This is a genomic window from Bradyrhizobium sp. USDA 4354 (assembly GCF_054060315.1).
Genome location: NZ_JBSSDC010000001.1, coordinates 3,879,804 through 3,900,905, shown reverse-complemented (window position 1 = coordinate 3,900,905; position 21,102 = coordinate 3,879,804). Strand labels below are relative to the sequence as shown.

Here is a 21,102-nt window from a genome sequence, read left to right as displayed (position 1 = left end):
GGGGTATCTTCCGATGACCGCGCTCGTCGTGACCAGAACGGTGCTGGTCACCCTCCTCGCCTCGACCCTCACTGCGCATGGCGCAGCCACCGGCAAGCGCGATCAGCAACAGACGACGCATGCCGTCTATGAATACGGTCCGCGCGGCCCCAACCGATCCTACCAGTCCGGTCCCCGCACGCGCATCTATGTGAGCAAGCGGTCGTGGCTGGATGGCGGGACCGAAGTGCTGCCCGGCGAGCGCAAGTTCACCGACTACGCCTTGCCGCCCGGCACCTCGTTCGCGCGCGGCAACAACAACCGGCCGCTGGATCGCCAGCCGCTGAACCCCGAGTCGGATCTGGGCGGATTCGCGCAGAAGATTCCGATTTCGTGGTGATCGGGTTCTTGCACGTCCCGGACGCGATGCAGCGCAAAGCGCTGTTTCGCAGAGCCGGGACCCATGCCACACGGACTGTTCGGAGAGATGGGCCCCGGCCCTGCAGCGCACCGTCGAAGCGACGCTGCGCTGCGTCCGGGGCACGAGAGTGAGGTGTGGCGCTCGCTCTTTCCAGGTCGTCATTGCGAGCGCACCGGTGTCCTCAACAGCTGACGCGGTCATTCCCCGCGCGGGCGGGAAATCCAGTACGCCGCGGCCTATCGATCGATCACTGCCGTCTCGGAGTACTGGATCGCCCGGTCCCGGCTCCGCCAAGGCTACGCCGAGGCCACAAGGGTGCCTGGCCCGCCGAAGCTTGAGCGAAGGCGGCAAGCCGGGCGATGACAGCGAATGTGTGGCCGCAGACGCGGCTTCACGTTCTCGCGGCTCAATTCGCCCGAGCTTTGCTTGATCACTCCACCCTCTCGTCCAAGAGGGCACAGGGAAGGCCGGGTGCTCAACCAGCACCCGCGGTCTGCTGCGCAAAATGCAGCGCAAAGAAGACCGCACAGCAGCATACAGGTGTAGCCAATCACTCGGCCTTCCCTGCGCGATGGTCGGACGGCTTATGCCGCGCTCTCCTGGGAGCCGAGTTCGTTCTGGCCTCCCTCACTCCCGCGAAAGTCGCCGGCACCGCGCCGGTTGACGCCAATGCCGCATCCGCAAGAGCTTGACCGTAGCAACGACGGCCAGGACCACACGGTTTTGCCGTACGCACGGCCCGCCATTTCGCCGCAGTTTTCCCAGCCTGTCGACAGAGCCGGAAACTTACAGACGAGACGAACCTGACAGCGCCGTTCGTCCGCACGCAGCCTTGGGCTCACGGAGAGCAATCCGCCCTGCCCTTGGCTTGTCGCGCCCGACGCTGCCGCGTCCACGGCAAGCCCAGCTCGCGAACATGACGACCACATGATCGCCCCTCAAGGATGAGCCAGGATGGGGCGACACATACGACAAATCCGAATTTCGGTAAAAGTGGAATATTTTTGCGTGATGGGCTTGACGCGACGGCGAAACAGGGCCGATGTGCTGCCCGGCCGGCGCCGAGATAGCTCGCAACATCTGTTTACATCCAGCAACATTCGGGCTGCCGAAAGGCCACGATCGGGCGGCTAGTGGGGCCTGGCCGGACTACCCCTTCCGACGGCCATGGGCATCGCCCGCAAGGCCAATGGATCTCAGCCGATTTGATGCCGTCAAACTTGTTCGTCGCAGTTCCCACACCATCCGCAGAAGAGAACCATCACTCGACGCCGCCCCTGTTGCGCGCCGGATCGGCCTGCGTCGCACTGATGCTGGGCGCGACATTGGCTGGCTGCGCCGTCGGCCCGGACTATGCCGGGCCGCCAAGGCTCGACATGCCCGCGCACTGGAGCGCCGAGCCGGTATCGCGCCGGCAGAGCGGTACGCTGGATCGCTGGTGGCTGCGGCTGCGCGATCCCCTGCTCAACCGTCTGATCGAACAGGCCGTCGAAGCCAACCCGAGTGTCGCCAAAGCCAAGGCGCTCATCCGCCAGGCGCGCGCAACGGTGCAAGAGACCGGCGCCGGCCTGTTTCCTTCCGTCAGCGGCTCGACCTCGGTGACCGACAACAAGATCAGCGCCGGCTCCGCCTCGGCCGTAGTCGACACTGCACCCTATACGCTGCACCAGGCGAGCTTCGATTCGAGCTGGGAGCTCGACCTGTTCGGCGGCACGAAGCGGAACATCGAGGCGGCGGTGCGTGGGCAGCAATCGGCCGAGGAGGATCTGCGCGACAGCCTCGTCACGCTGATCGGCGACGTTGCCGCCTATTATGTCGACGCGCGCGGCTATCAGGCGCGCATCGCGCTGGCGCAGCGCACGTCGGTCTCGCAGCGCGACACCGAGAAGCTCACCCGCAGCAAATACGAGGCCGGCAGCGGCAACGCCGTCGATCTCGCCAAGGCCACCGCACAGGCCGCGAGCACCGAAGCCAACGTTCCGACCTATCAGGCGGCGCTCGCCGCGGACATCCATCGGCTCGGCATCCTGCTCGGACGGCCGCCCGACGGCGTCGCCACGCTGATGGCGAAGTCAGCGCCAGTGCCGGCACCGCGCATGCCCCTGCCGACGGGGCTGCCCGCGGATCTTCTGACGAGCCGTCCCGACGTCGCCAGCGCCGAGCGCAAGCTGGCGCAGGCCACCGCCAAGATCGGCGCGGCCGAGGCCGATCGCTATCCGGCGGTGTCGTTGACCGGCTCGGTCGGCACCTCCGCGATGCGCGTCGGCGACCTCGCCAAATATTCCAGCGTGAGCTGGTCGGTCGGACCTTCGGTCACGGTGCCGGTGTTCGACGCGGGCAAGCGGCTAGCCACGGTGAAGATCGCGGAGGCGCAGCGCGACCAGGCGTTCGCGACATTCCATTCGACCTTGCTCACCGCACTCGAGGACGTCGAGAACGCCCTGGTCTCGCTGTCGCAGGAACGCGTGCGTGCCGCCAAGCTGACCGAAGCTACCAAGAACTACCGCGAGGCCGCAAAGCTGTCGCGATCGCTGTTCGAGACCGGCAGCGCCAGCTTCATCGACGTGCTGGACGCCGAACGTTCGCTCTATTCGGCCGAGGATTCGCTGATCCAGAGCAAGGTATTGGCGGCCAGGGACTACATCTCGCTGGCAAAGGCGCTCGGCGGCGGCTGGTCCGATCCGGTCGACATATCGACGCCGATCATCGTGGACAGCAACACGGGACCTCACTTCCGGGAGACGGTGAAGTGACTGATATCATCACCGCGAGGCGATTGAAGATCGCCGCCGCCCTGGTCGCCATCATCGCAACCGGCGTCGTGGCGGCCACACGTTTTCCCGGCACATCGAGCAAGGCGCAGTCCTACATCACCGCGCCAGTAGCCGTGAGCGACCTGCGCGAAGAGGTGCTCGCCAGCGGCACGCTCAAGCCGGCGCGGCTGACCGCCGTCGGCGCCCAAGTGTCCGGCCGGATCACCGCGCTCAACGTCCGTGTCGGCGACAGCGTCAAGGCCGGCGACGTCATTGCCCAGATCGATCCGGTCACCAGGCAGAACGATCTGCGCAGCTCCGAGGCCTCGCTGAAGAACTACCGCGCGCAGAGGGTCGAGAAGGAAGCCGCGCTGGTGCTGGCCGAAGCCAACCTCGCACGCCAGCAGGCGACGCTGGCGCAGCGCGCGACATCGCGCAGCGATTTCGACAGCGCGGATTCGACCGTGCGGCAGACCCGGGCCCAGATTGCGGCGCTCGAAGCGCTGATCGTGGGGGCCGAAGCCAGCGTCGAGACGGCGCGGGTGAACCTCGACTACACCCGTATCACCGCGCCGATCGACGGCACGGTGCTGGCCACCGTGGTGCAGGAGGGACAGACGGTCAACGCGGTGCAGTCCGCGCCGACCATCGTCGTGCTCGGCCAGCTCGAGACCATGACCGTGCGGGCCGAGATCTCCGAAGCCGACATCGTCAAGGTCAGGCCGGGACAGCCGCTGTACTTCACGATCCTGGGCGACCAGGATCATCGTTACGAGGCCCGGCTGGAGCAGATCGAGCCGGCGCCCGAATCGATCAAGAGCGACGCCAGCTTCTCCTCGACCACCACGACGTCGACGTCGAGCACGAGTTCGTCGAGCTCCACCAGCACCGCCATCTACTACATCGGCGTTTTCAACGTCCCGAACAAGGATCTTGCGCTGCGGACCTACATGACCGCCGAGGTGCACATCGTCACCGGCGAGGCCAAGCGCGTGAAGGTCATCCCCGCACTTGCGGTGATGCGGAAATCCGACGGCCGCAGCACCGTCCGCACCCTGGACGCGTCCGGCGGGGTCATCGAGCGCGAGGTCAAGACCGGCCTCAACGACCGCACCACGGTCGAGATCCGGTCAGGCCTCTCCGAGGGCGAACGGGTCGTCACCGGAGAAGCGAACGAGGAGACTGCATCACGCGGCGTGCCAGGCGGCCCGCCAGGAGGGGGAGGTCTCTGACATGATCCCTCACCCGGCCGACCCGATCATCGATCTGCAAAGCATTCGCCGCGAGTTTGTGGCCGGCGAAACCACGGTGGTGGCGCTCGACGATCTCTCGCTGTGCATCCAGCCCGGCGAGATGGTCGCGATCATCGGTCAGTCCGGATCGGGCAAATCGACGCTGCTCAACATCCTCGGGTGCCTCGATCGTCCGACATCGGGCGCCTACCACGTCGCCGGCAAGAACGTTGCCGAACTGGATGCGGACGAACTGGCGGCACTGCGGCGCGAGCATTTCGGCTTCATCTTCCAGCGCTACCACCTGCTCGGCGACGTCTCCGCCGCGGCGAATGTCGAGATCCCCGCCGTCTATGCCGGCATCAATGCGCGCGAGCGGCGCTCGCGCGCGAATGGGCTGCTCGAGCGGCTGGGCGTCGGCAGCAGAGGCGGCCATCGTCCGAACCAGCTCTCGGGCGGCCAGCAGCAGCGCGTATCGATCGCGCGCGCGCTGATCAACGGTGCCGAGGTCATCCTGGCGGACGAGCCGACCGGCGCACTCGACCGGCACAGCGGCGAGGAGGTGCTGAAGATCCTGAAGGAGCTGCATCGCGAAGGGCGAACGATCATCATCGTCACCCACGATGCCGATGTCGCCGCCCGGGCCGAGCGCGTCATCGAATTACGGGACGGCCGGATCGTCGCCGACCGCCGCGCGGAGACGGCAAGCGTATCGGAGCCCGCTGCTAAGGCATCGCGAACGTCTCCGGACAGCGGTGCCGGCTGGACCGGCGCATTGGGACGCCTGCGCGAGGCCTCGCGGATGGCGCTGGTGGCGATGGCCGCGCACCGGCTGCGCGCCTTCCTGACCATGCTCGGCATTATCATCGGCATCGCGGCAGTGTCGTCCGTAGTCGCACTCGGCAACGCCTCCCAGCGCAAGGTGCTGTCAGACATCTCAAGTCTCGGCACCAACACGATCGAGGTGTTTCCGGGCAAGGACTTTGGCGACGCGCGTGCCGGCAAGATCAAGACGCTCGTGCTTGGCGATGCGCGCGCGCTCGACCGGCAGGACTTCATTGCCGGGGTCACACCGACGGTCTCGACCAGCACGACGGTGCGCTATCGCGGCAACGAATCCAACGTGCTGGTGAACGGCGTCGGCGAAAGCTATTTCCAGGTCAAGGGCACCAAGCTCGCGAAAGGACACCTGTTCGACGCCGATGCGGTGCGCAACATCGAGCGGCAGGCGGTTATCGACGACAACACCCGCAAGACCTTCTTCGCCGACGACCAGTCCGCGGGGATCGGCCGGGTGATCTGGCTCGGCAAGGTGCCGTGCCGCATCGTCGGCGTCATCGCCCAGCAGCAGGGCGGGTTCGGCTCGAACCAGAACCTGTCGGTATACCTGCCCTACACCACCGTGCAGGCGCAATTCACCGGCGACCGGGCGCTGCGCAGCATCCTGCTGCGCATCAGCGACGACGTCTCGACCAATCTGGCGCAGGACGCGGTGACCACGCTCTTGACGCAGCGACACAACACCAAGGATTTCGTCATCCTCAACACCGACGACATCCGCCGCACCATCACCAGCACGACGCAGACGCTCGCCTTTCTCGTGGCGGCGATCGCCGTCATCTCGCTGGTCGTCGGCGGCATCGGCGTCATGAACATCATGCTGGTGTCCGTTTCGGAGCGGATCAGCGAGATCGGCGTGCGCATGGCGGTCGGCGCGAGACGCAGCGACATCCTCCAGCAGTTCCTGGTGGAGGCGACGCTGATCTCCTCCATCGGCGGCATTGCCGGCATCCTGATCGCGATCCTGCTCGGCATGGCGATCAACGTCGCGATGCCGGGATTTCAGGTCACTTATTCGATGTATTCGATCGGCGCGGCGTTCCTGACCTCGACCGGGATCGGGGTCGCCTTCGGCTTCTTCCCCGCCCGCCGCGCCGCGTTCCTCGACCCCGTGGTGGCTTTGAGCCGTGACTGACCGTAGGATCGCACCATGACCGTAGTTCTCCGCCCAAGACGATCGTCCGCAAATCGACCAATGATCGGTGCTCCCGATGCGATATCAGTCATGATCCATGGCACTCAGAACATCCTGATCGTCGAGGACGACCGGCAGACCCGCGACCTCATCTCGCGCTATCTGAGCGAGCATTCGTTCTCGGTCGGCGCGGTCACGAACGGCAGGGAGATGGACCGGTACCTCTCGCAGAACAAGGTCGATCTGATCGTGCTCGACTTGATGCTGCCGGGAGAGGACGGCCTCAGCCTGTGCCGCCGCGTGCGCATGGAGTCCATGACGCCGATCATCATCCTCACGGCGAAGGGCGAGGACCTCGACCGGATCCTCGGCCTCGAGATGGGGGCGGACGACTATCTGCCAAAACCGTTCAACCCGCGCGAGCTCGTTGCCAGGATCAACGCCGTGCTGCGCCGGCAATCGAGCGGGCGTGCGACCAGCTCCACGGCGACGCGGCTCAAATTCCAGGGTTGGACCATCGATCTTCGCTTGCGGGAATTGCGCGACCCCGAGGGCGCGCAGGTGCCGCTGACCAGCGCCGAGTTCGATCTGCTGCAAGCTTTCTGCGAACGGGCCGGCCGCATTCTCACCCGTGACAATCTCCTGAGCGTGACGCGCGGCCGGCCCGGCGGCAGCTTTGGCCGCAGCATCGACGTGCTGGTCAGCCGGCTGCGCCGCAAGCTCGACCGCACGGAAGAGAGGTCCGTGATCAAGACCATCCGCACCGGCGGCTACATCTTCACGCCGATGGTGGAGCAAGCATGAGCCGCGCCGCCGACATCCTGGCGCTGTTCAGCTTCAGGCGGATCAGCGGCCAGATCGCAGCGCTGGTGCTGGTGTCGCTGGTCCTGATCCATGTCCTGATCGCCGGATATTTCCTGCTCAACCGTCCGAAGCTGCTGGCGGACAGGCCGCTCGAGCAGTTCGAAATGATCGCGCCGATCATCGCGAATACACCGAAGGCGGAGCGTGCCGTCGTGCTCGACACCATCAGTCGAACCTATCCGGCGCTGAAGCTGCAGTTGCGGGACAACTTATCCGCAGCCGCCGTGCCATTGCCGGAGCGAACGCGTCTGAACATCCCCTCGCCGCTTGACGGCAAGGTCGACCTCATTCGCGGCACCTCGCCCGAAGACGACCGCCTCTGGTATTACCTGGCGGGCGACGACGTGCTCGAAGCCACAATCGGATCGCCCAAGATGCCGGCCTTCGTCAGCGGCCTCTGGACCTCCACGCTGCTGTTCCTGGTGGCGAGCATCACGCTGCTCGGCATCTGGGCCGGTCGCGCACTGTCCTCGCCGCTGTCGGCCTTCGCGCGCGCGGCGGAGAATTTCAGCTTGAACCGGTCCTCGCCGCCGCTGCCGGAAAGCGGGCCGGAGGAGATCAGGTCCGCGGCCAGAGCACTGAACCGCATGCGCGAGCGCATCACCGCGCTGATGAACGACCGGACCCGCATGCTCGCCGCCATCAGCCATGATCTGCGCACGCCGATCACGCGGTTGCGACTGCGCTCGGAATATATCGAGGATCAGGCGCAACGCGCACAAACCGTGCACGATCTCGACCAGATGCAATCCATGCTCGAATCGGTGCTCGCTTTGCTGCGCAGTGAAAGCCCGGCCAAGCCGACGCTGGTGGACGTCGCCGCGCTGCTTGAGATGGTTTGCGAGCAATTTTCCGATTGTGGCCATGCGGTGAGCTATTCCGGCCCTGACAGGGCCGCGTTCGTCTTGCGACCGGACGAGATCATCCGCGCGGTCACCAACCTCGTGCAGAACGCAACGCGCTTCGGAACCGACGTCGAGGTCGCGCTGTTGATCTCGGGGGATCAGCTCGTCATTGACGTTTCCGACAATGGACCGGGCATTCCCGATGAAAGGAAGGCGGCAATGCTGGAGCCCTTCGTGCGCGGAGAGGACGCCCGCACCATGGACGAGACGGCCGGATTCGGCCTCGGCCTCTCGATCGCACAGGCGATCGTAACCGCGCATGACGGAACGCTTCAACTGCTCGACAACGAGCCCAACGGCCTGCGCGTCCGCCTGCAGCTGTCGGGCGCCGGCTGCGACAATCCGAGCACGCCTCGGCCATAAAGCCGTGGCATTTCTCCGGTTTGTCCTCCGCCCGCCCCCTGCTTCCCCGGAGTTCTCATGTCTTCTGCCGACCGGCCGGCGACCCGCCTTGCGACCCGGCTTGCCTTCCTCGTCGCGGGCTTCGGCATCGCGTGCTGGGCGCCGCTGGTGCCGTTCGCGAAGGCGCGACTCGCGGTCGACGACGGTGTCCTCGGGCTGCTCCTGCTCAGCCTCGGCATCGGCTCGGTCGTCGCGATGCTGCTGACCGGCGTTCTCAGCGCGCGCTACGGCAGCCGGCCGATCATCGTCGCAGGCGGGCTCGGTCTCTCGTTGGTGCTGCCGCTGCTCGCGATCGCAAGCTCGCCCCTGTTGCTGGCGCTGGCGCTCCTTGCGTTCGGCGCCGCGCTGGGCTCGATCGACGTCGCCATGAACATCCACGCCGTGGAGGTGGAGCGCGCCGCGGGACGCCCACTGATGTCCGGCTTCCACGCCCTGTTCAGCATCGGCGGCTTCGCCGGATCGGCGCTGATGACGGCGCTGCTCTCGCTGCAGCTCGGCGCGCTCGCCTGCACGCTGATCTGTTCCGTGCTGATGCTGATCGCGATGCTCGTGACCTGGCCACGCCTGCTGCGCTCGGTGCAGGTGCAGGAGGGCCCGCTGTTCGTGCTGCCGCACGGATCGGTGCTGCTGCTTGCGCTGCTCGGCGCCATCACCTTCCTGGTCGAAGGCGCGATGCTCGATTGGGGCGCGCTGCTCGTGATCGGCGCGGGGCTCGTCACCGAGGCGCAAGGCGGAGCCGGCTACATCGCGTTCTCGATCGCGATGACGATAGGCCGGCTCGGCGGCGACGCGGTCGTTGCGCGCATCGGGGACCGCACGACATTGCTCTGGGGCAGCCTCATAGCGATCGCCGGTTTTGTCGTGCTGCTCACGGCGCCCATTGCAGCGGTCGCCATCGGCGGATTCTTGCTGATCGGGCTCGGCGCGTCAAATCTCGTGCCGGTGCTATTTCGGCGGGCGGCGCGGCAAACGGTGATGCCAACCGGACTTGCGGTCGCGGCGATCACGACTGCAGGCTACGCAGGGGTCCTGATCGGTCCTGCCGGCGTGGGCTTCGTCGCAAGCCTTGGCGGATTGCCGATGGCGTTTTGGCTGCTGGCCGCATTGATGGGTCTCGTCACGCTATCGGCGCGGATCGTCACGGCGGAGCAGCGCCAGATGTCGCATGTCGATGCGTGAGCGGCCTTGCGCCGAATTTACGGACCGAGCGGCCGGGAGCCGCAATGGTCCGCCTGCCGGCGCGAGTCCAGGCCGTCGCCTTGACATGCCAACCTAAACCCTTCTTTCAAAGGCACTATTTTGGCGGGCCGAAGCAAACCCATGCCATCTGCGCAGGTCTATCTGCCATGCGGCTTTCGGCCAGTTTACTGGACGCGTCGTTCTGCTAGACCACAACGAAATACCTTTTTGACTCCCGTCGAGGGGGCAATGGCACGTGCCAGCTCAAAGTAATCACGACTCACACATTTCATTCGGGCCATTTCGGCTGTTTCCAAAGTCCCGGCTCCTGGAGAAGGAGGGGGCGCCGCTTCACATCGGCGGCCGCGCGCTCGATATTCTGATCTTGCTTGCCGAGCGCCCCGGCGAAGTCATCGACAAGAGGGAGTTGGTCAAGCGCATCTGGGCCGACGTGAATGTCGACGAGGGCAGCCTGCGCTTCCACGTCGCAGCGCTGCGCAAGGCGCTCGGCGACACCGGCAAGTCGGCCCGTTACGTCCTCAACGTGCCCGGCCGCGGCTATTGCTTTGTCGCGCCGTTCGCTCAAGCGGCTCCGCCGGTCTCCTCAACGCCAGCCGAAATCGTCACTCCTCGCTCCCTGCCTGCTCAGCTTGCAAAGATGATCGGACGAGAGGAGGTGATCGAGAAGATTTCAACCGGATTGACGCTGCATCGCTTCATGACGGTGGTCGGCCCGGGCGGCATCGGCAAGACGGCCGTCGCCGTCACGGTCGGGCATCGCCGCTCGGCGGATTTCGGCGGACGCGTCTTCTTCGTCGATTTCGGCCCGCTGCGGGACGCCAGCCACGTCACCACCACCATCGCCTCGGTCCTCGGACTGACCGTCAGCGCGGAGGACCCGACGCCGGCCATTCTGACATTCCTGAGGACCGGACCGGCCCTGCTGATCTTCGACAGTTGCGAGCACGTGCTGGACACGCTGGCTCCACTCGTCGAGCGCATCGTTCGCGAAGCGCCGCAGCTTCGCGTTCTCGCGACCAGCCGCGAGTCGTTCCGCAGCGAAGGCGAGCGCATCTTTCGGCTGTTCCCGCTGGATTGTCCGCCGGAGCGGGAGGGCATCGATGTCGCCGGGGTCCTCGCCTATCCCGCGGCTCAGCTCTTCGTCGAGCGCATCGCGCAGAGCTCGGGTCCGTTCCAGCTCAGCGCGGAAGAAGCGCCGCTGGTCGCGAACATCTGCCGGCGTCTCGACGGCATTGCGCTGGCGATCGAGCTTGCGGCGGGCCGTGTCAATGCGTACGGCATCGCCGGCACGGCTTCCCTGCTCGACAGCCGCTTTTCGCTGCAATGGCGGGGACGGCGCACGGCCGTGCCGCGGCACCAGACACTGGCCGCGGCCCTGGACTGGAGCTACGACCTGCTGCCTCCGGCCGAAAGCGCCACCTTGCGGCGACTGTCGGTGTTTGCCGGACCATTCGCGCCGGAGGCGGCCGCCGCGGTCGCATCCGGCGAGGGCCTCAGCACCTCGGAGACGCTAGAGGCGATCGACAGCCTGGTGACCAAATCGCTGATCTCGCCATCCGGTTCGCGGGCGCTGCGCTATCGCCTGCTCGACACCACGCGCGCCTACGCGCTCGGGAAGCTGAACGAGCTCGGTGAAGTCAGGCAGTTCGCGCGGCGCCATGCCGAGCATTTTCGAGATTTCTTCGAGCACGCGGAGGCCGATGCATCGACACCGCTGCCCGAATGGCTGAGCATCTACGCGGGCGAGCTGGACAATGTGCGCGCGGCGCTGGATTGGGCCTTCGCGCCCGACGGCGACGCAAGGCTCGGTGTCGCGCTGACTGCGGCCGCGGTCACGCTGTGGGTGCGCCTTTCGTTGTTCGCCGAATGCCGCGAACGCACCAGAACGGCGCTTGCAGCGCTCGGAGACACCGGGGGCGACGATCGCATTCGCATGCAGCTGCTGTCGGCGCTCGGCTGGTCGCTGATGTATGGCGAAGGCCGCGCGCGCGAGGCGCGCCCGATCCTGGAGACGACTCTCGCGCTGGCGGACAAGCTCGACGACAAGGATTTCCGCCTGCGCGCGCTGTGGGGCCTGTGCATCGACCAGTTCAACAACGGGCAATTCGGCAAGGCCCGTGCCTTCGCCGATCGCTTTGCGATCGCGGCGGCGAACTCCCCTGACAAGACGGACCTCATGCTGGGGGACCGGCTGATGGCTGTCGCGCTGCACTATCTCGGCGACCAGAACGACGCGCGCCTGCGCATCGACCGGGTGCATGCATCGCTGCATGTGCTGGCAGAGAAGCCGAAGATCTTCCCGCTCGATCTCAGGATCTCGACGCAATACTTCCGGGCCCGCATCCTGTGGCTGCAGGGTCTCGCCGACCAGGCCCAGGCGCTGGCGGCAAGAAACATCGAGGAAGGCCGGGCTAATGGCCACGCCCTGACCTTCTGCAGCGTGCTGGGGCAGGCGGCCTGCCCGATCGCCTTCTGGGCCGGCGATCTCGACGCCGCCAAGCGCCACGGCAACGAGTTGCTCGAGCACACCGAGCGGCACGCGATCCGGCTGTGGGGCCTGTGGGCAAGGGCCTTCAATGCGGCAGTCGTCGCCAAGCGCGGCGACGTCGCGATCGGCCTGCCGCTGCTGCGCGAAGAACTCAATCGCGCCGGCGATGCGCGCTTCTTGCCGCGCTTTCTTCCCCTGCTTGGCGAACTCGCGGCGTGCTTTGGCGAAGCCGGCCAGGTCGACCGCGGTCTCGACGTCATCGAGGACGTCCTGACCCGTTGCAACGACCGGCAGGAGCTCTGGTACCTGCCGGAACTGATCCGCATCAAGGGAGAGTTGATGCTCAGGAGCGCGCGGCATGCGGGCGACGCCGAGACGCGCTTTCGCGAGGCCATGGAAATTGCCGACCAGCAGGGCGCGCGCTTCTGGGAGCTGCGCTGCGCGATCAGCCTCGCGCGATTCAAAATGGGGGCCGGCCAGAATGCGGACGCTCTGGCCGTTCTGAAGAATGTCTTGGGTTCGTTCACGGAGGGCGCCGAAATCGCCGACATGCGCACCGCGCGCGAGTTGACGGCGCAACTCCGGAACTGACGGCGCACTGATGCGCGCTAACTTCCCACCGCAGCCGCGCGCCGCGGCAGCTTCCAGCCTGGCCGGATGAAGTGGCAGGTGTAGCCGTCAGGATAACGTTCGAGATAATCCTGATGCTCCGGCTCGGCTTCCCAAAACTCGGCTGCGGGCGCGACCTCGGTCACCACCTTGCCGGGCCACAGGCCAGACGCCTCGACATCGGCAATGGTGTCTTCGGCGATCCGCTTCTGCTCCTCGCTCGTGTAGAAGATCGCCGAGCGGTAGCTGGTGCCAAGATCATTGCCTTGGCGATTGAGCGTGGTGGGATCGTGGATCTGGAAGAAGAACTCCAGCATGGTGCGGAAGCTGGTCTTGGCGGGATCGAACATGATCTCGATCGCTTCGGCATGGCCTTCGTGATTGCGGTAGGTGGCGTTCTTCACGTGGCCGCCAGTGTAGCCGACGCGGGTGGAGATCACGCCCGGCTGCTTGCGGATGAGATCCTGCATGCCCCAGAAGCAGCCTCCGGCCAAAACTGCGCGTTCCGTCGTCATCTGTCCGCTCCCAATTGATCGCGTTGTCCCGTTCTGCATCCGTCGCATCATATATGCGTTCGGCCGTCCGGCCGAAAGCCACGCAATGCACGCGAGTCCACCCGGTTCCTAAAGCGCGATGCGATTAGGATGAATCGTCATCGCGCTTTAGGTTATTGTTTGAGCACGATCTTTTCGGAAAACCGCTGCACACTTTTCCGGATCATGCTCTAGAACCGGATGGACCCAAAGCAAGCGCTCGCCTCTAAACCAGCTTGGCGTCGAGCGTGATCGCGGCGTTGAGCACCTTCGACACCGGGCAGTTCTTCTCGGCCTCGCCGGCGAGGCGGGCGAAGCCGGCGTCGTCGAGATTCGGCACTTTCGCCCGCAGGGTCAGCGCGGACTTGCTGATCTTGAATCCCTTGCCTTCGGGCTCGAGGGTGACGGCTGCCTCCGTCGAGAGCTCATCCGGCGTGAACCCTGCCATCTGAAGGCCGAAGGCCAACGCCATGGTGAAGCAGCCGGCGTGCGCCGCCGCAATCAACTCCTCGGGATTGGTCCCTTTCTCGTTCTCGAAGCGGGTCTTGAACGAATAGGGCGTCTGCGCGAGCACGCCGGATTCGCTCGAGAGATGACCGGTCCCGTCGCGACCGGTGCCCTTCCAGACTGCTGTTGCCTTGCGGATCATCTCAATTCTCCTTGTTTGCTTTTTTGAGCACCGGCGCTCCGTACCGGTGAAAGGCGACATCGGCGTGACCGCCTGCCCTCCCAACCGATCGAGCGCTGCAGCGGTTCCGTTAGCTGCCGAGTTGACCAACATGGAAGCCGAGCCGGTTCTCGATGTCGCCGAATGCTTGGTCTCGGCGATGGCTTCCTTGTCGAATGAGAATGCCGTTGCTTCACGACGGCAGCGGCTGGCCGGCCTGCTCGCGGACGATATAGTCGGCGTACCAATCCGGCCAATTCTCGTCGTGACCGCCGGTCCGCGTCTCGTGCTCGCCATGTGCGATCGCTGCACGGCGCAGCGCCGCCGCCAGATCGGTCGCCGAAGCGAATATCGTGCCGTCGCCTGCGACGCGACCGGGCAACCGTGTCGTGACCTCCTGGAACAGCCAGCCATTGCCGTCGGGGTCGCTGAACGATGCGAATGAGCTGTAGCTGCCGCGTTTCGGGTCGACACCGCCAACCCGAACGCTGCCGAACAGATAGGGCTCGTCGGGCCCGGCATGAACGTCGCCGGCACCGTGGAATGGCGCGCTGACCGCGATGCCGCGGTCGACCAGGTCCTGCCGGGCCGCCTCCAGATCGGAAACGATCAGGTACAGGCCTCGCGCCGAGCCGGGCGCTGCGGCCGTCACGTTCCTGCCGAAGATCACCGAGCAGGCCGAGCCCGGCGGCGTGAACTGGATCACGCGCCAGTCGTTGCCCGACGAGAAATCGGCGTCCAGTCGCCAACCAAGGCGCGCGTAGAACGCCTTGGCGCGATCCACGTCGGACACCGGAATGACGATGACTTCGAGCTTCATATCAACGCTGCGCGATGGCGAGGGCTTGGTCCCGGTTTCGGGATCGATTTCGAGTGTGGTCATGTCGAACTCCCGTGGTGTGAGTTGAGGCTGTCCTTCATGCGACGGTCGGCATCACGATGGTCACGCGCGTGCCGCCCTGCCCCGCCTCGCCGTGCAACCGCGCGTGGATGCTGCGTGCGAGCCCTTCGAGGATGCGGCTGCCGGTGCCCTGAAGCGGACCGGTCGCACCAATGCCGTTGTCCGCGACCGTGCAGAGCCAGGCGCCGTCGCGGCTCGCCAATTCGATGCGGATCAGCGCACCATTCTTGTTCGGGAAGGCGTGCTTTGCCGCATTCGTGACCAGCTCGGTCAGCATCAGCGCGAGCCGATGACATTGCGCAGCCGGCAGCCTGCCGCTCTCGATCGCGGCCTCGCAGCGGATGCCTGCCGGCTCCAGCACCGCTTCGGAGAGGGCACCGCACAGGTTTTCGAAGAAGAGCTCCACAGCGACGCCGGACGGATCGTCGCTGTCCGACAAGAGCTGATAGAGCCGGCCGAAGGCGACGATGCGCCGCTCGAGCCGGTCCACCGCCAGCGACACATCCCGCGTAGCCGCGCGCGTGAAGTCGCGGCGGACTGACGCACCCAACAGCGTCAGCGTGTTCTTCATGCGGTGGTGGGACTCCCGCAGCACGAGCTCCCAATCACGCGACTGATCATCGCGACTGGCAACGAACTGAGGTCGAACGACATGGTCGTTCGACCGAGCGCCGATACCGTACATCATAGCCTCCCGTTGGAATAGGATCTCACTCGAAGGCTATAGTGGACGGGGCGCGCGCGTTTTGCCCGTTAGACGTTGCAAGATTCTGTTATGATCGGCAGAGCAGGCAGACTCGCCGCAGAGACCCATGGTTCGACGGTCAGGCACGCTGACGAATTGTCGCGGCCGCGCCGTAAACCGCTCGCGTTTAAGCAAAATTTGCAACAGACGTCCCGGCGCGCTCGGCGACCGCCACGCGATTTCGCCACTTTCGGCCAGTTTACTGGAGGTCTCGATCTGGTAGATCAAACTGCAGACTTCAGCTCATTCATTGGATTGTTGGCCCGTGCCGGACACTAACGACCAAGATTCGGCCATTGCCTTCGGGCCGTTCCGCTTGTTCGCGAAATCGCGGCTGCTCGAAAAGGACGGCGCCCCGCTTCACCTCGGCGGCCGTGCGCTCGACATCCTCATTTTCCTCGCCGAGCGCGCCGGAGAGGTCGTTGACAAGCGGGAGCTGATCAAGCGCATCTGGGCCGACGTGAACGTCGACGAAGGCAGTCTGCGCTTCCACATCACTGCGCTGCGCAAGGCTTTGAGCGATGCCGGCGAAGGCTCCCGCTACGTGGTCAACGTCCCGGGACGCGGCTATTGTTTCGCGGCTCCGCTGCTCCGGCCTGCAGCATTGGACAGCCGGACCAGCCCGCCCACCGCTTCGCCGCGCTCGCTGCCCTCTCCGCTCGCGAAGATGATCGGCAGGGACGATGCTGTCGAGAGGATTTCCACTGAACTTGCCGAGCATCGCTTCGTCACGATCGTCGGCCCCGGCGGGATCGGCAAGACGTCGGTCGCACTCGCCGTCGCGCAGGGCGAGCTCGCGACCTTCGACGGCCAGGTGTGCTTCGTCGATTTCGGCGCACTGACCGATGCCCGGCTCGTCCCCGGAACGATTGCCGCCGCGCTCGGCCTGACGGTCAGTTCCGAGGACCCGATACCGGGCCTGCTGACGGTCCTGCGCAGCCGGCGGATGCTGCTGGTGTTCGACAGTTGCGAGCATATGCTCGACGAACTCGCTCCTCTGGCCGAGCGCCTCATCCGCGAGGCGCTGCAGCTGCATATTCTGGCCACCAGCCGCGAATCCTTTCGCGCCGAAGGTGAACGCGTCCATCGGCTGTTTCCGCTGGATTGCCCGCCGCAGCGCGACGGGCTCTGCATCGCCGACATCCTTGCCTATCCCGCAAGCCAGCTCTTCGTGGAACGCATTGCCGAGAGCTTGAGCGAATTCGAGCTCCGCGAGGAGGATGCTCCGCTCGTCGCCGAGATCTGCCGGCGACTGGACGGCATTGCGCTCGCGATCGAACTCGCGGCCGGACGTGTCAACGCCTATGGCATTGCCGGGACCGCCTCGCTGCTGGACAGCCGCTTCTCACTGCTGTGGCGGGGACGGCGTACCGCGATTCCGCGGCACCAGACCTTGAGCGCGGCGCTGGCCTGGAGCTACGACCTGCTGCCGCCGGCCGAAAGCGCGACGCTGCGCGGATTGTCGGTGTTCGTCGGGCCGTTCACGCTGGAGGCCGGGCTTGCCGTCGCGTCCAGCCAGGGAATCAGCGAGCCCGAAGCGGTCGAGGCGATCTCGAACCTGCTCTCCAAATCCCTGATCGCGACCTCGCCGGCGGAGCGGCGGCTGCGCTATCGCCTGCTCGATACCACCCGCGCCTTCGTTGCGGACAAGCTCGTCGAGAACGGGGAAGCGGACCGCGTCGCGCGCGCCCACGCCGAATATTTCCGCGACTTCCTGCACGACATTGCCCTCAAATCCTCGGGCATGCAAAGCGCGGGCGGCTTCCTTCCCTATGCCGACCATTTGCCGAATGTCAGGGCCGCGCTGACCTTCAGCTTTTCGGAGCGCGGCGATCGGACGCTCGGCGTTGATCTGGCAGCCTCGGCGGCACAGTTCTTCCTCGAACTGACCTTGCTGACAGAATGCTACCGCTGGACCCGGCAGGCGCTGGCGTCACGCGATACGAGCGCCGTGGACGGCCGGAAGGAGATGACCTTGCAGGCTGCGCTCGGCGTCTCCGTGATGTTCACGCAAGGCAATACCGAGGCGGTCCGGTCGGCGTTCACGCGCAGTCTCCAGCTGGCCCGGGAGCTCGAGGACCTGCACTGGCAGCTCTGGCTGCTGCGCGGATTGCACATCTATCTGACCAGGGTCGGAGATTTTCACGGCGCGCTCGGAACCGGCGAACAGGGCGAGAGCGTCGCGCGAAAGCTGAACGATCCCACCGCCACGCTGAACGTCGAATGGATGCTTGGCGTGGCGCATCATCTGATCGGCAACCAGGACAAGGCGGTTCGGTTCTGCGAGAGCGCGATGGTGCACAATCCCGGCTCGCAACGGCTGAACATCGGGCATCTCGGCTATGACGACCGCGTCGTCGCGCTGGTGGCGCTGGCGCGCGGGCTCTGGCTCACCGGCCGGCCCGAGCGGGCGATCGAGGCGGCGAAATACACGGTTCGCGAGGCTGAGCTGCTCGAACAGCCGCTCACCCTCGGTATCTCCCTGATCTGGACGATTTACGTGTTCCTCTGGGTCGGCGACTGGGCCAACGCCGAACTTCTGATCGAGCGGCTGATCGATCATTCGGCGCGGCACTTCCTCGGCCCCTATCACGCGGTCGGCATCGGTCAGAAGGGCGAGCTATTGCTGCGCCGCGGGGACGTTGCCGAGGGTATCGAGCACCTTCGCCGCAGTCAGGCCACGTTATACGCGACACGGCACCGGATCATGACGACCGTATTTGCGACGGCGCTCGCAGAGGGTCTCGTTTCTCAGAACCAGCCCGACGAGGCCTTGCAGACGATCAACGAGGCGATTGCCCAGATTCCCGATCATGGGGAGTCCTTCGACATGCCGGAGATGCTCAGGGTCAAGGGCGACATCCTCGCCCGGTCGGGCAATGCCATGGAGGCCGAGAGCTGCTTGCGCAAATCGCTCGATCTGTCGCAGCGACAATGTGCGGTGGGCTGGGAGCTCCGGGGCGCGATCAGCCTTGGCCGCATCTGGCGCCAGGGTGGAAAAGCCGGCGACGCACGCGATCTGCTCGCTCCGCTCGTCGCGCGCTATCAAGAGGGGCTCCAGACCCGCGATCTGGTCGCCGCAAGGGAGCTGCTGGGCGCCCTGAATTGACAGCATGTTCAACGGGATACCGCCAAGAGCCCCGCTCGCAATTCCTAACAACTTCTAACACGCCAAGCCGCATACGCCCCGCCATGGTGGCGACACTTCATGGTGGATATGGCGGGACATGGCGCTTCTTGACGACGTAATCGATGCCAGTGGCGGCTTGGCCCGCTGGAACAGCTTGAACCGGTTTACGCTCCACCTGTCGGTCGGCGGATCGCTGTTCACCAGCGCCGGACATGCCCGGGAATTCAAGGACGTGACGGCGGAAGGCTCGATCCGCACACAGTCGCTCCGGTTCACGGGCATCACCGGAGGCGAACACTCCGGCTCCTTTCAACCCGACGCGATCACGATCGAGAGCCCGGATGGTGAAGTCCTGCGGAGCTGGCGCAACCCGAGCCTTGCGTTTCCCGAAGTCGGTGTCCCCGCGCTTGCGGACGAACTGCATCTGGTCTTCTTCTGCGGCGTCGCGATCTGGAATTATCTGACCAACCCTTTCCTGCTCGCCCATCCCGATGTCGTGGTCGAGGAGCTGCCGCCCTGGCGTGAGGGCACTGAGACGTGGCGGCGGCTGCGGGCGCAATTCCCCTCGCACCTCATCACGCTCGCGCCTGAACAGATCTTCTATTTCGACGACAGCGCACTGCAACGGCGGACGGACCACGATCTCTTCGGGATCAAGGTCGCACACTATTCGTGGGCTCATGACAGCTTCGGCGGCATCGTTGTCCCGACGCTTCGGCGTGCGCAGACGCTGCAGCCTGACGGAACCGTGATCGCCAAGCCCGTCTTGATGGATGTCGAGATTTTCGACGCCGTGTTCGAGTAGGGACGTACGCAAGATCTCGGCGCTCTCAACGTCTGACAATACACAACGAGCCGACAGACAAGCCCCGGGTGCAGACTGCGCTCGCGAGCATCGAAGTTCGGCCACTGCGAGCAGACAGCTCTCGCCACCGAGACATCGTAACCCTGCACGCGGAGCGACGACATGAGCATTCCAGCCTCCCATGCGCATATCACGAGATCGCACCTGATCGCCCCCGGCTGCGGCAACAGCAGCGCGCCGCCGCCGTCCGCTTTCACCTGCACGTTCGACAACATTGCCGGCGTGATCGGAGAGCTCGCGACGAAGCTCGGTCTCAGCATCTGCGACCAGCTGTCACACCTGATGCACACGCACAAAATCTAACAGATCCTAATCACCACTAACGGGCGTCCTGGCCAGCTCACGTCTATCCTCTCAGCATGGAAAGCATTGGGTTTGCGCGTTTGCCGATCGTTGCAAACGGCAGCGAAGCCCGGAGAGGACGAACGATGTCTAGTAACTTGCACGTGGCGCACGCCTGGATTGATTTTCCGGTTGCCTCGCGGGATCATGGGATTCGCGCAACACAGGCGATTCCACGGGAGAGCCAATGGCGTCGGATCGATCGCACGCAGGAGCCGGCGAGTGAGGGCATCACGATCTCGCGATGGGACGATGCGCGGAGCACCTCATCGCACGAGACGACGACGCCAGAGGATCGCTATTTCGTCGGCATTGCCCTGAAGACCACGCGTGCGAAGCTGACGCGGAACGGCCGGATCATCTTCGAAGGCACCATGCCGGCGGGGTCGCTGTATGTCACCGCGCCGTCGCAGCCTCTCGGCGCCCAATTCCAGTCGCCGTGTGCCTTCCTGCACGTCCACATCTCCACGGATCATCTTCCGGCACATGCCGACGGACTGAATGACCTCGTGCTATTGCGCGATCCGCTCGCTGCGGAGCTCGCCAAGGCGCTGATCGAACATGGTGACGCCGCGGACCGGCAGTTCACGTGCTGCATCGGTCAGACCCTGGCGATGCATCTCACCCGGATCGAGCTGCCGCGCGTCAAGGTCAATGCCTTGCCGAAATGGCGGCTGCGGCGCGTCGAGCAGTACATTGCCGATCATTTCGACCGCTGCATCAGCCTGTCCGAGCTCGCCAATGTCGCCGGCCTGTCCAGGATGCACTTTGCGGCCCAATTCCGCGCCGCGACCGGTTACCGTCCGCGCGAATATCTCCTCACGCAGCGGGTCGAGCATGCGAAGGCGCTGCTCGCGACCACCGAGCGGCCGTTGGCGGAGATCGCGCTTGCCGTGGGCTTCAGCACGCAGGCGCATTTTTCGACCGTCTTCAAGCGCATCAGCGGTCAATCTCCGGCGCGCTGGCGCCTCGCCAACGCGGGCGGACAGCTCGAGGCCGAAGCGCGGCCGAGGCGGCGTGCAATTCCAGAGACGGGCTGGACCGCCGGCGCGGCCGCGTAGCGATCGATTGAAACACAACCGTCTCGGAGG

16 protein-coding genes are annotated in these 21,102 nt (G+C 65.4%); 12 read left to right on the top strand and 4 right to left on the bottom strand.

The features are described from left to right. Window positions 1-13 precede the first annotated feature (13 nt). The 8 genes from ACVIIV_RS17765 (at window position 14) to ACVIIV_RS17730 (ending at window position 12,810) form a co-directional block, all read left to right on the top strand. On the top strand, window positions 14-379 hold the full coding sequence (locus tag ACVIIV_RS17765; RefSeq protein ID WP_456745307.1) for a hypothetical protein: 366 nt from the start codon (window positions 14-16) through the stop codon (window positions 377-379). 1,229 nt (window positions 380-1,608) lie between these two features. Continuing rightward, window positions 1,609-3,153 (top strand): efflux transporter outer membrane subunit, encoded by a 1,545-nt coding sequence (locus ACVIIV_RS17760; protein WP_456745306.1) that lies wholly within the window; start codon window positions 1,609-1,611, stop codon window positions 3,151-3,153. Next, window positions 3,150-4,385: an efflux RND transporter periplasmic adaptor subunit gene (locus ACVIIV_RS17755; RefSeq protein WP_456745305.1), complete on the top strand. Its 1,236-nt coding sequence runs from the start codon at window positions 3,150-3,152 to the stop codon at window positions 4,383-4,385. The genes ACVIIV_RS17760 and ACVIIV_RS17755 overlap by 4 nt, the downstream gene beginning before the upstream one ends. A 1-nt stretch (window position 4,386) precedes the next feature. Beyond that, window positions 4,387-6,360: a MacB family efflux pump subunit gene (locus ACVIIV_RS17750; protein ID WP_456745304.1), complete on the top strand. Its 1,974-nt coding sequence runs from the start codon at window positions 4,387-4,389 to the stop codon at window positions 6,358-6,360. 90 nt (window positions 6,361-6,450) lie between these two features. Further along, entirely contained in the window at window positions 6,451-7,164 is a 714-nt protein-coding gene (locus ACVIIV_RS17745) for a response regulator (RefSeq protein ID WP_456745303.1), read from the top strand. After that, the gene (locus tag ACVIIV_RS17740; protein WP_456745302.1) at window positions 7,161-8,492 is read left to right on the top strand and encodes an ATP-binding protein; all 1,332 of its coding nucleotides are present in this window, start codon (window positions 7,161-7,163) and stop codon (window positions 8,490-8,492) included. Before ACVIIV_RS17745 ends, ACVIIV_RS17740 begins: the two co-directional genes overlap by 4 nt. Before the next feature lie 57 nt (window positions 8,493-8,549). Beyond that, window positions 8,550-9,710, top strand: a complete 1,161-nt coding sequence (locus ACVIIV_RS17735) for an MFS transporter (protein ID WP_456745301.1) — start codon at window positions 8,550-8,552, stop codon at window positions 9,708-9,710. A gap of 256 nt (window positions 9,711-9,966) precedes the next feature. Further along, complete coding sequence (locus tag ACVIIV_RS17730; RefSeq protein ID WP_456745300.1) at window positions 9,967-12,810, top strand: ATP-binding protein; 2,844 nt, start codon at window positions 9,967-9,969, stop codon at window positions 12,808-12,810. A 17-nt stretch (window positions 12,811-12,827) separates the two neighbouring features. Here the strand turns inward: ACVIIV_RS17730 and msrA are convergent, their stop codons facing one another. The 4 genes from msrA to ACVIIV_RS17710 all read right to left on the bottom strand — a co-directional run bounded on the left by msrA (window position 12,828) and on the right by ACVIIV_RS17710 (window position 15,614). Further along, window positions 12,828-13,343 carry a peptide-methionine (S)-S-oxide reductase MsrA gene (msrA, locus tag ACVIIV_RS17725; RefSeq protein ID WP_456745299.1) on the bottom strand — a complete coding sequence of 172 codons (516 nt, stop codon included), beginning with the start codon at window positions 13,341-13,343 and terminating at the stop codon, window positions 12,828-12,830. Window positions 13,344-13,587: 244 nt separating this feature from the next. Continuing rightward, a complete protein-coding gene (locus ACVIIV_RS17720; protein ID WP_456745298.1) occupies window positions 13,588-14,010 on the bottom strand; it encodes an OsmC family protein in 423 nt (140 codons plus the stop codon). 211 nt (window positions 14,011-14,221) lie between these two features. Continuing rightward, complete coding sequence (locus ACVIIV_RS17715; protein ID WP_456745297.1) at window positions 14,222-14,911, bottom strand: VOC family protein; 690 nt, start codon at window positions 14,909-14,911, stop codon at window positions 14,222-14,224. Window positions 14,912-14,945: 34 nt separating this feature from the next. Beyond that, window positions 14,946-15,614, bottom strand: a complete 669-nt coding sequence (locus ACVIIV_RS17710; RefSeq protein WP_456745296.1) for a sensor histidine kinase — start codon at window positions 15,612-15,614, stop codon at window positions 14,946-14,948. A 325-nt stretch (window positions 15,615-15,939) separates the two neighbouring features. Between ACVIIV_RS17710 and ACVIIV_RS17705 the strand changes: the two genes are divergently transcribed. The 4 genes from ACVIIV_RS17705 to ACVIIV_RS17690 all read left to right on the top strand — a co-directional run bounded on the left by ACVIIV_RS17705 (window position 15,940) and on the right by ACVIIV_RS17690 (window position 21,072). Continuing rightward, window positions 15,940-18,783: an ATP-binding protein gene (locus tag ACVIIV_RS17705; RefSeq protein WP_456745295.1), complete on the top strand. Its 2,844-nt coding sequence runs from the start codon at window positions 15,940-15,942 to the stop codon at window positions 18,781-18,783. A gap of 118 nt (window positions 18,784-18,901) precedes the next feature. After that, a complete protein-coding gene (locus ACVIIV_RS17700) occupies window positions 18,902-19,609 on the top strand; it encodes a hypothetical protein (RefSeq protein ID WP_456745294.1) in 708 nt (235 codons plus the stop codon). Between the two features lie 162 nt (window positions 19,610-19,771). Next, entirely contained in the window at window positions 19,772-19,972 is a 201-nt protein-coding gene (locus tag ACVIIV_RS17695) for a hypothetical protein (RefSeq protein ID WP_456745293.1), read from the top strand. Window positions 19,973-20,097: 125 nt separating this feature from the next. Next, the gene (locus ACVIIV_RS17690) at window positions 20,098-21,072 is read left to right on the top strand and encodes a helix-turn-helix domain-containing protein (RefSeq protein WP_456745292.1); all 975 of its coding nucleotides are present in this window, start codon (window positions 20,098-20,100) and stop codon (window positions 21,070-21,072) included. The last annotated feature ends 30 nt before the right edge of the window (window positions 21,073-21,102 follow it).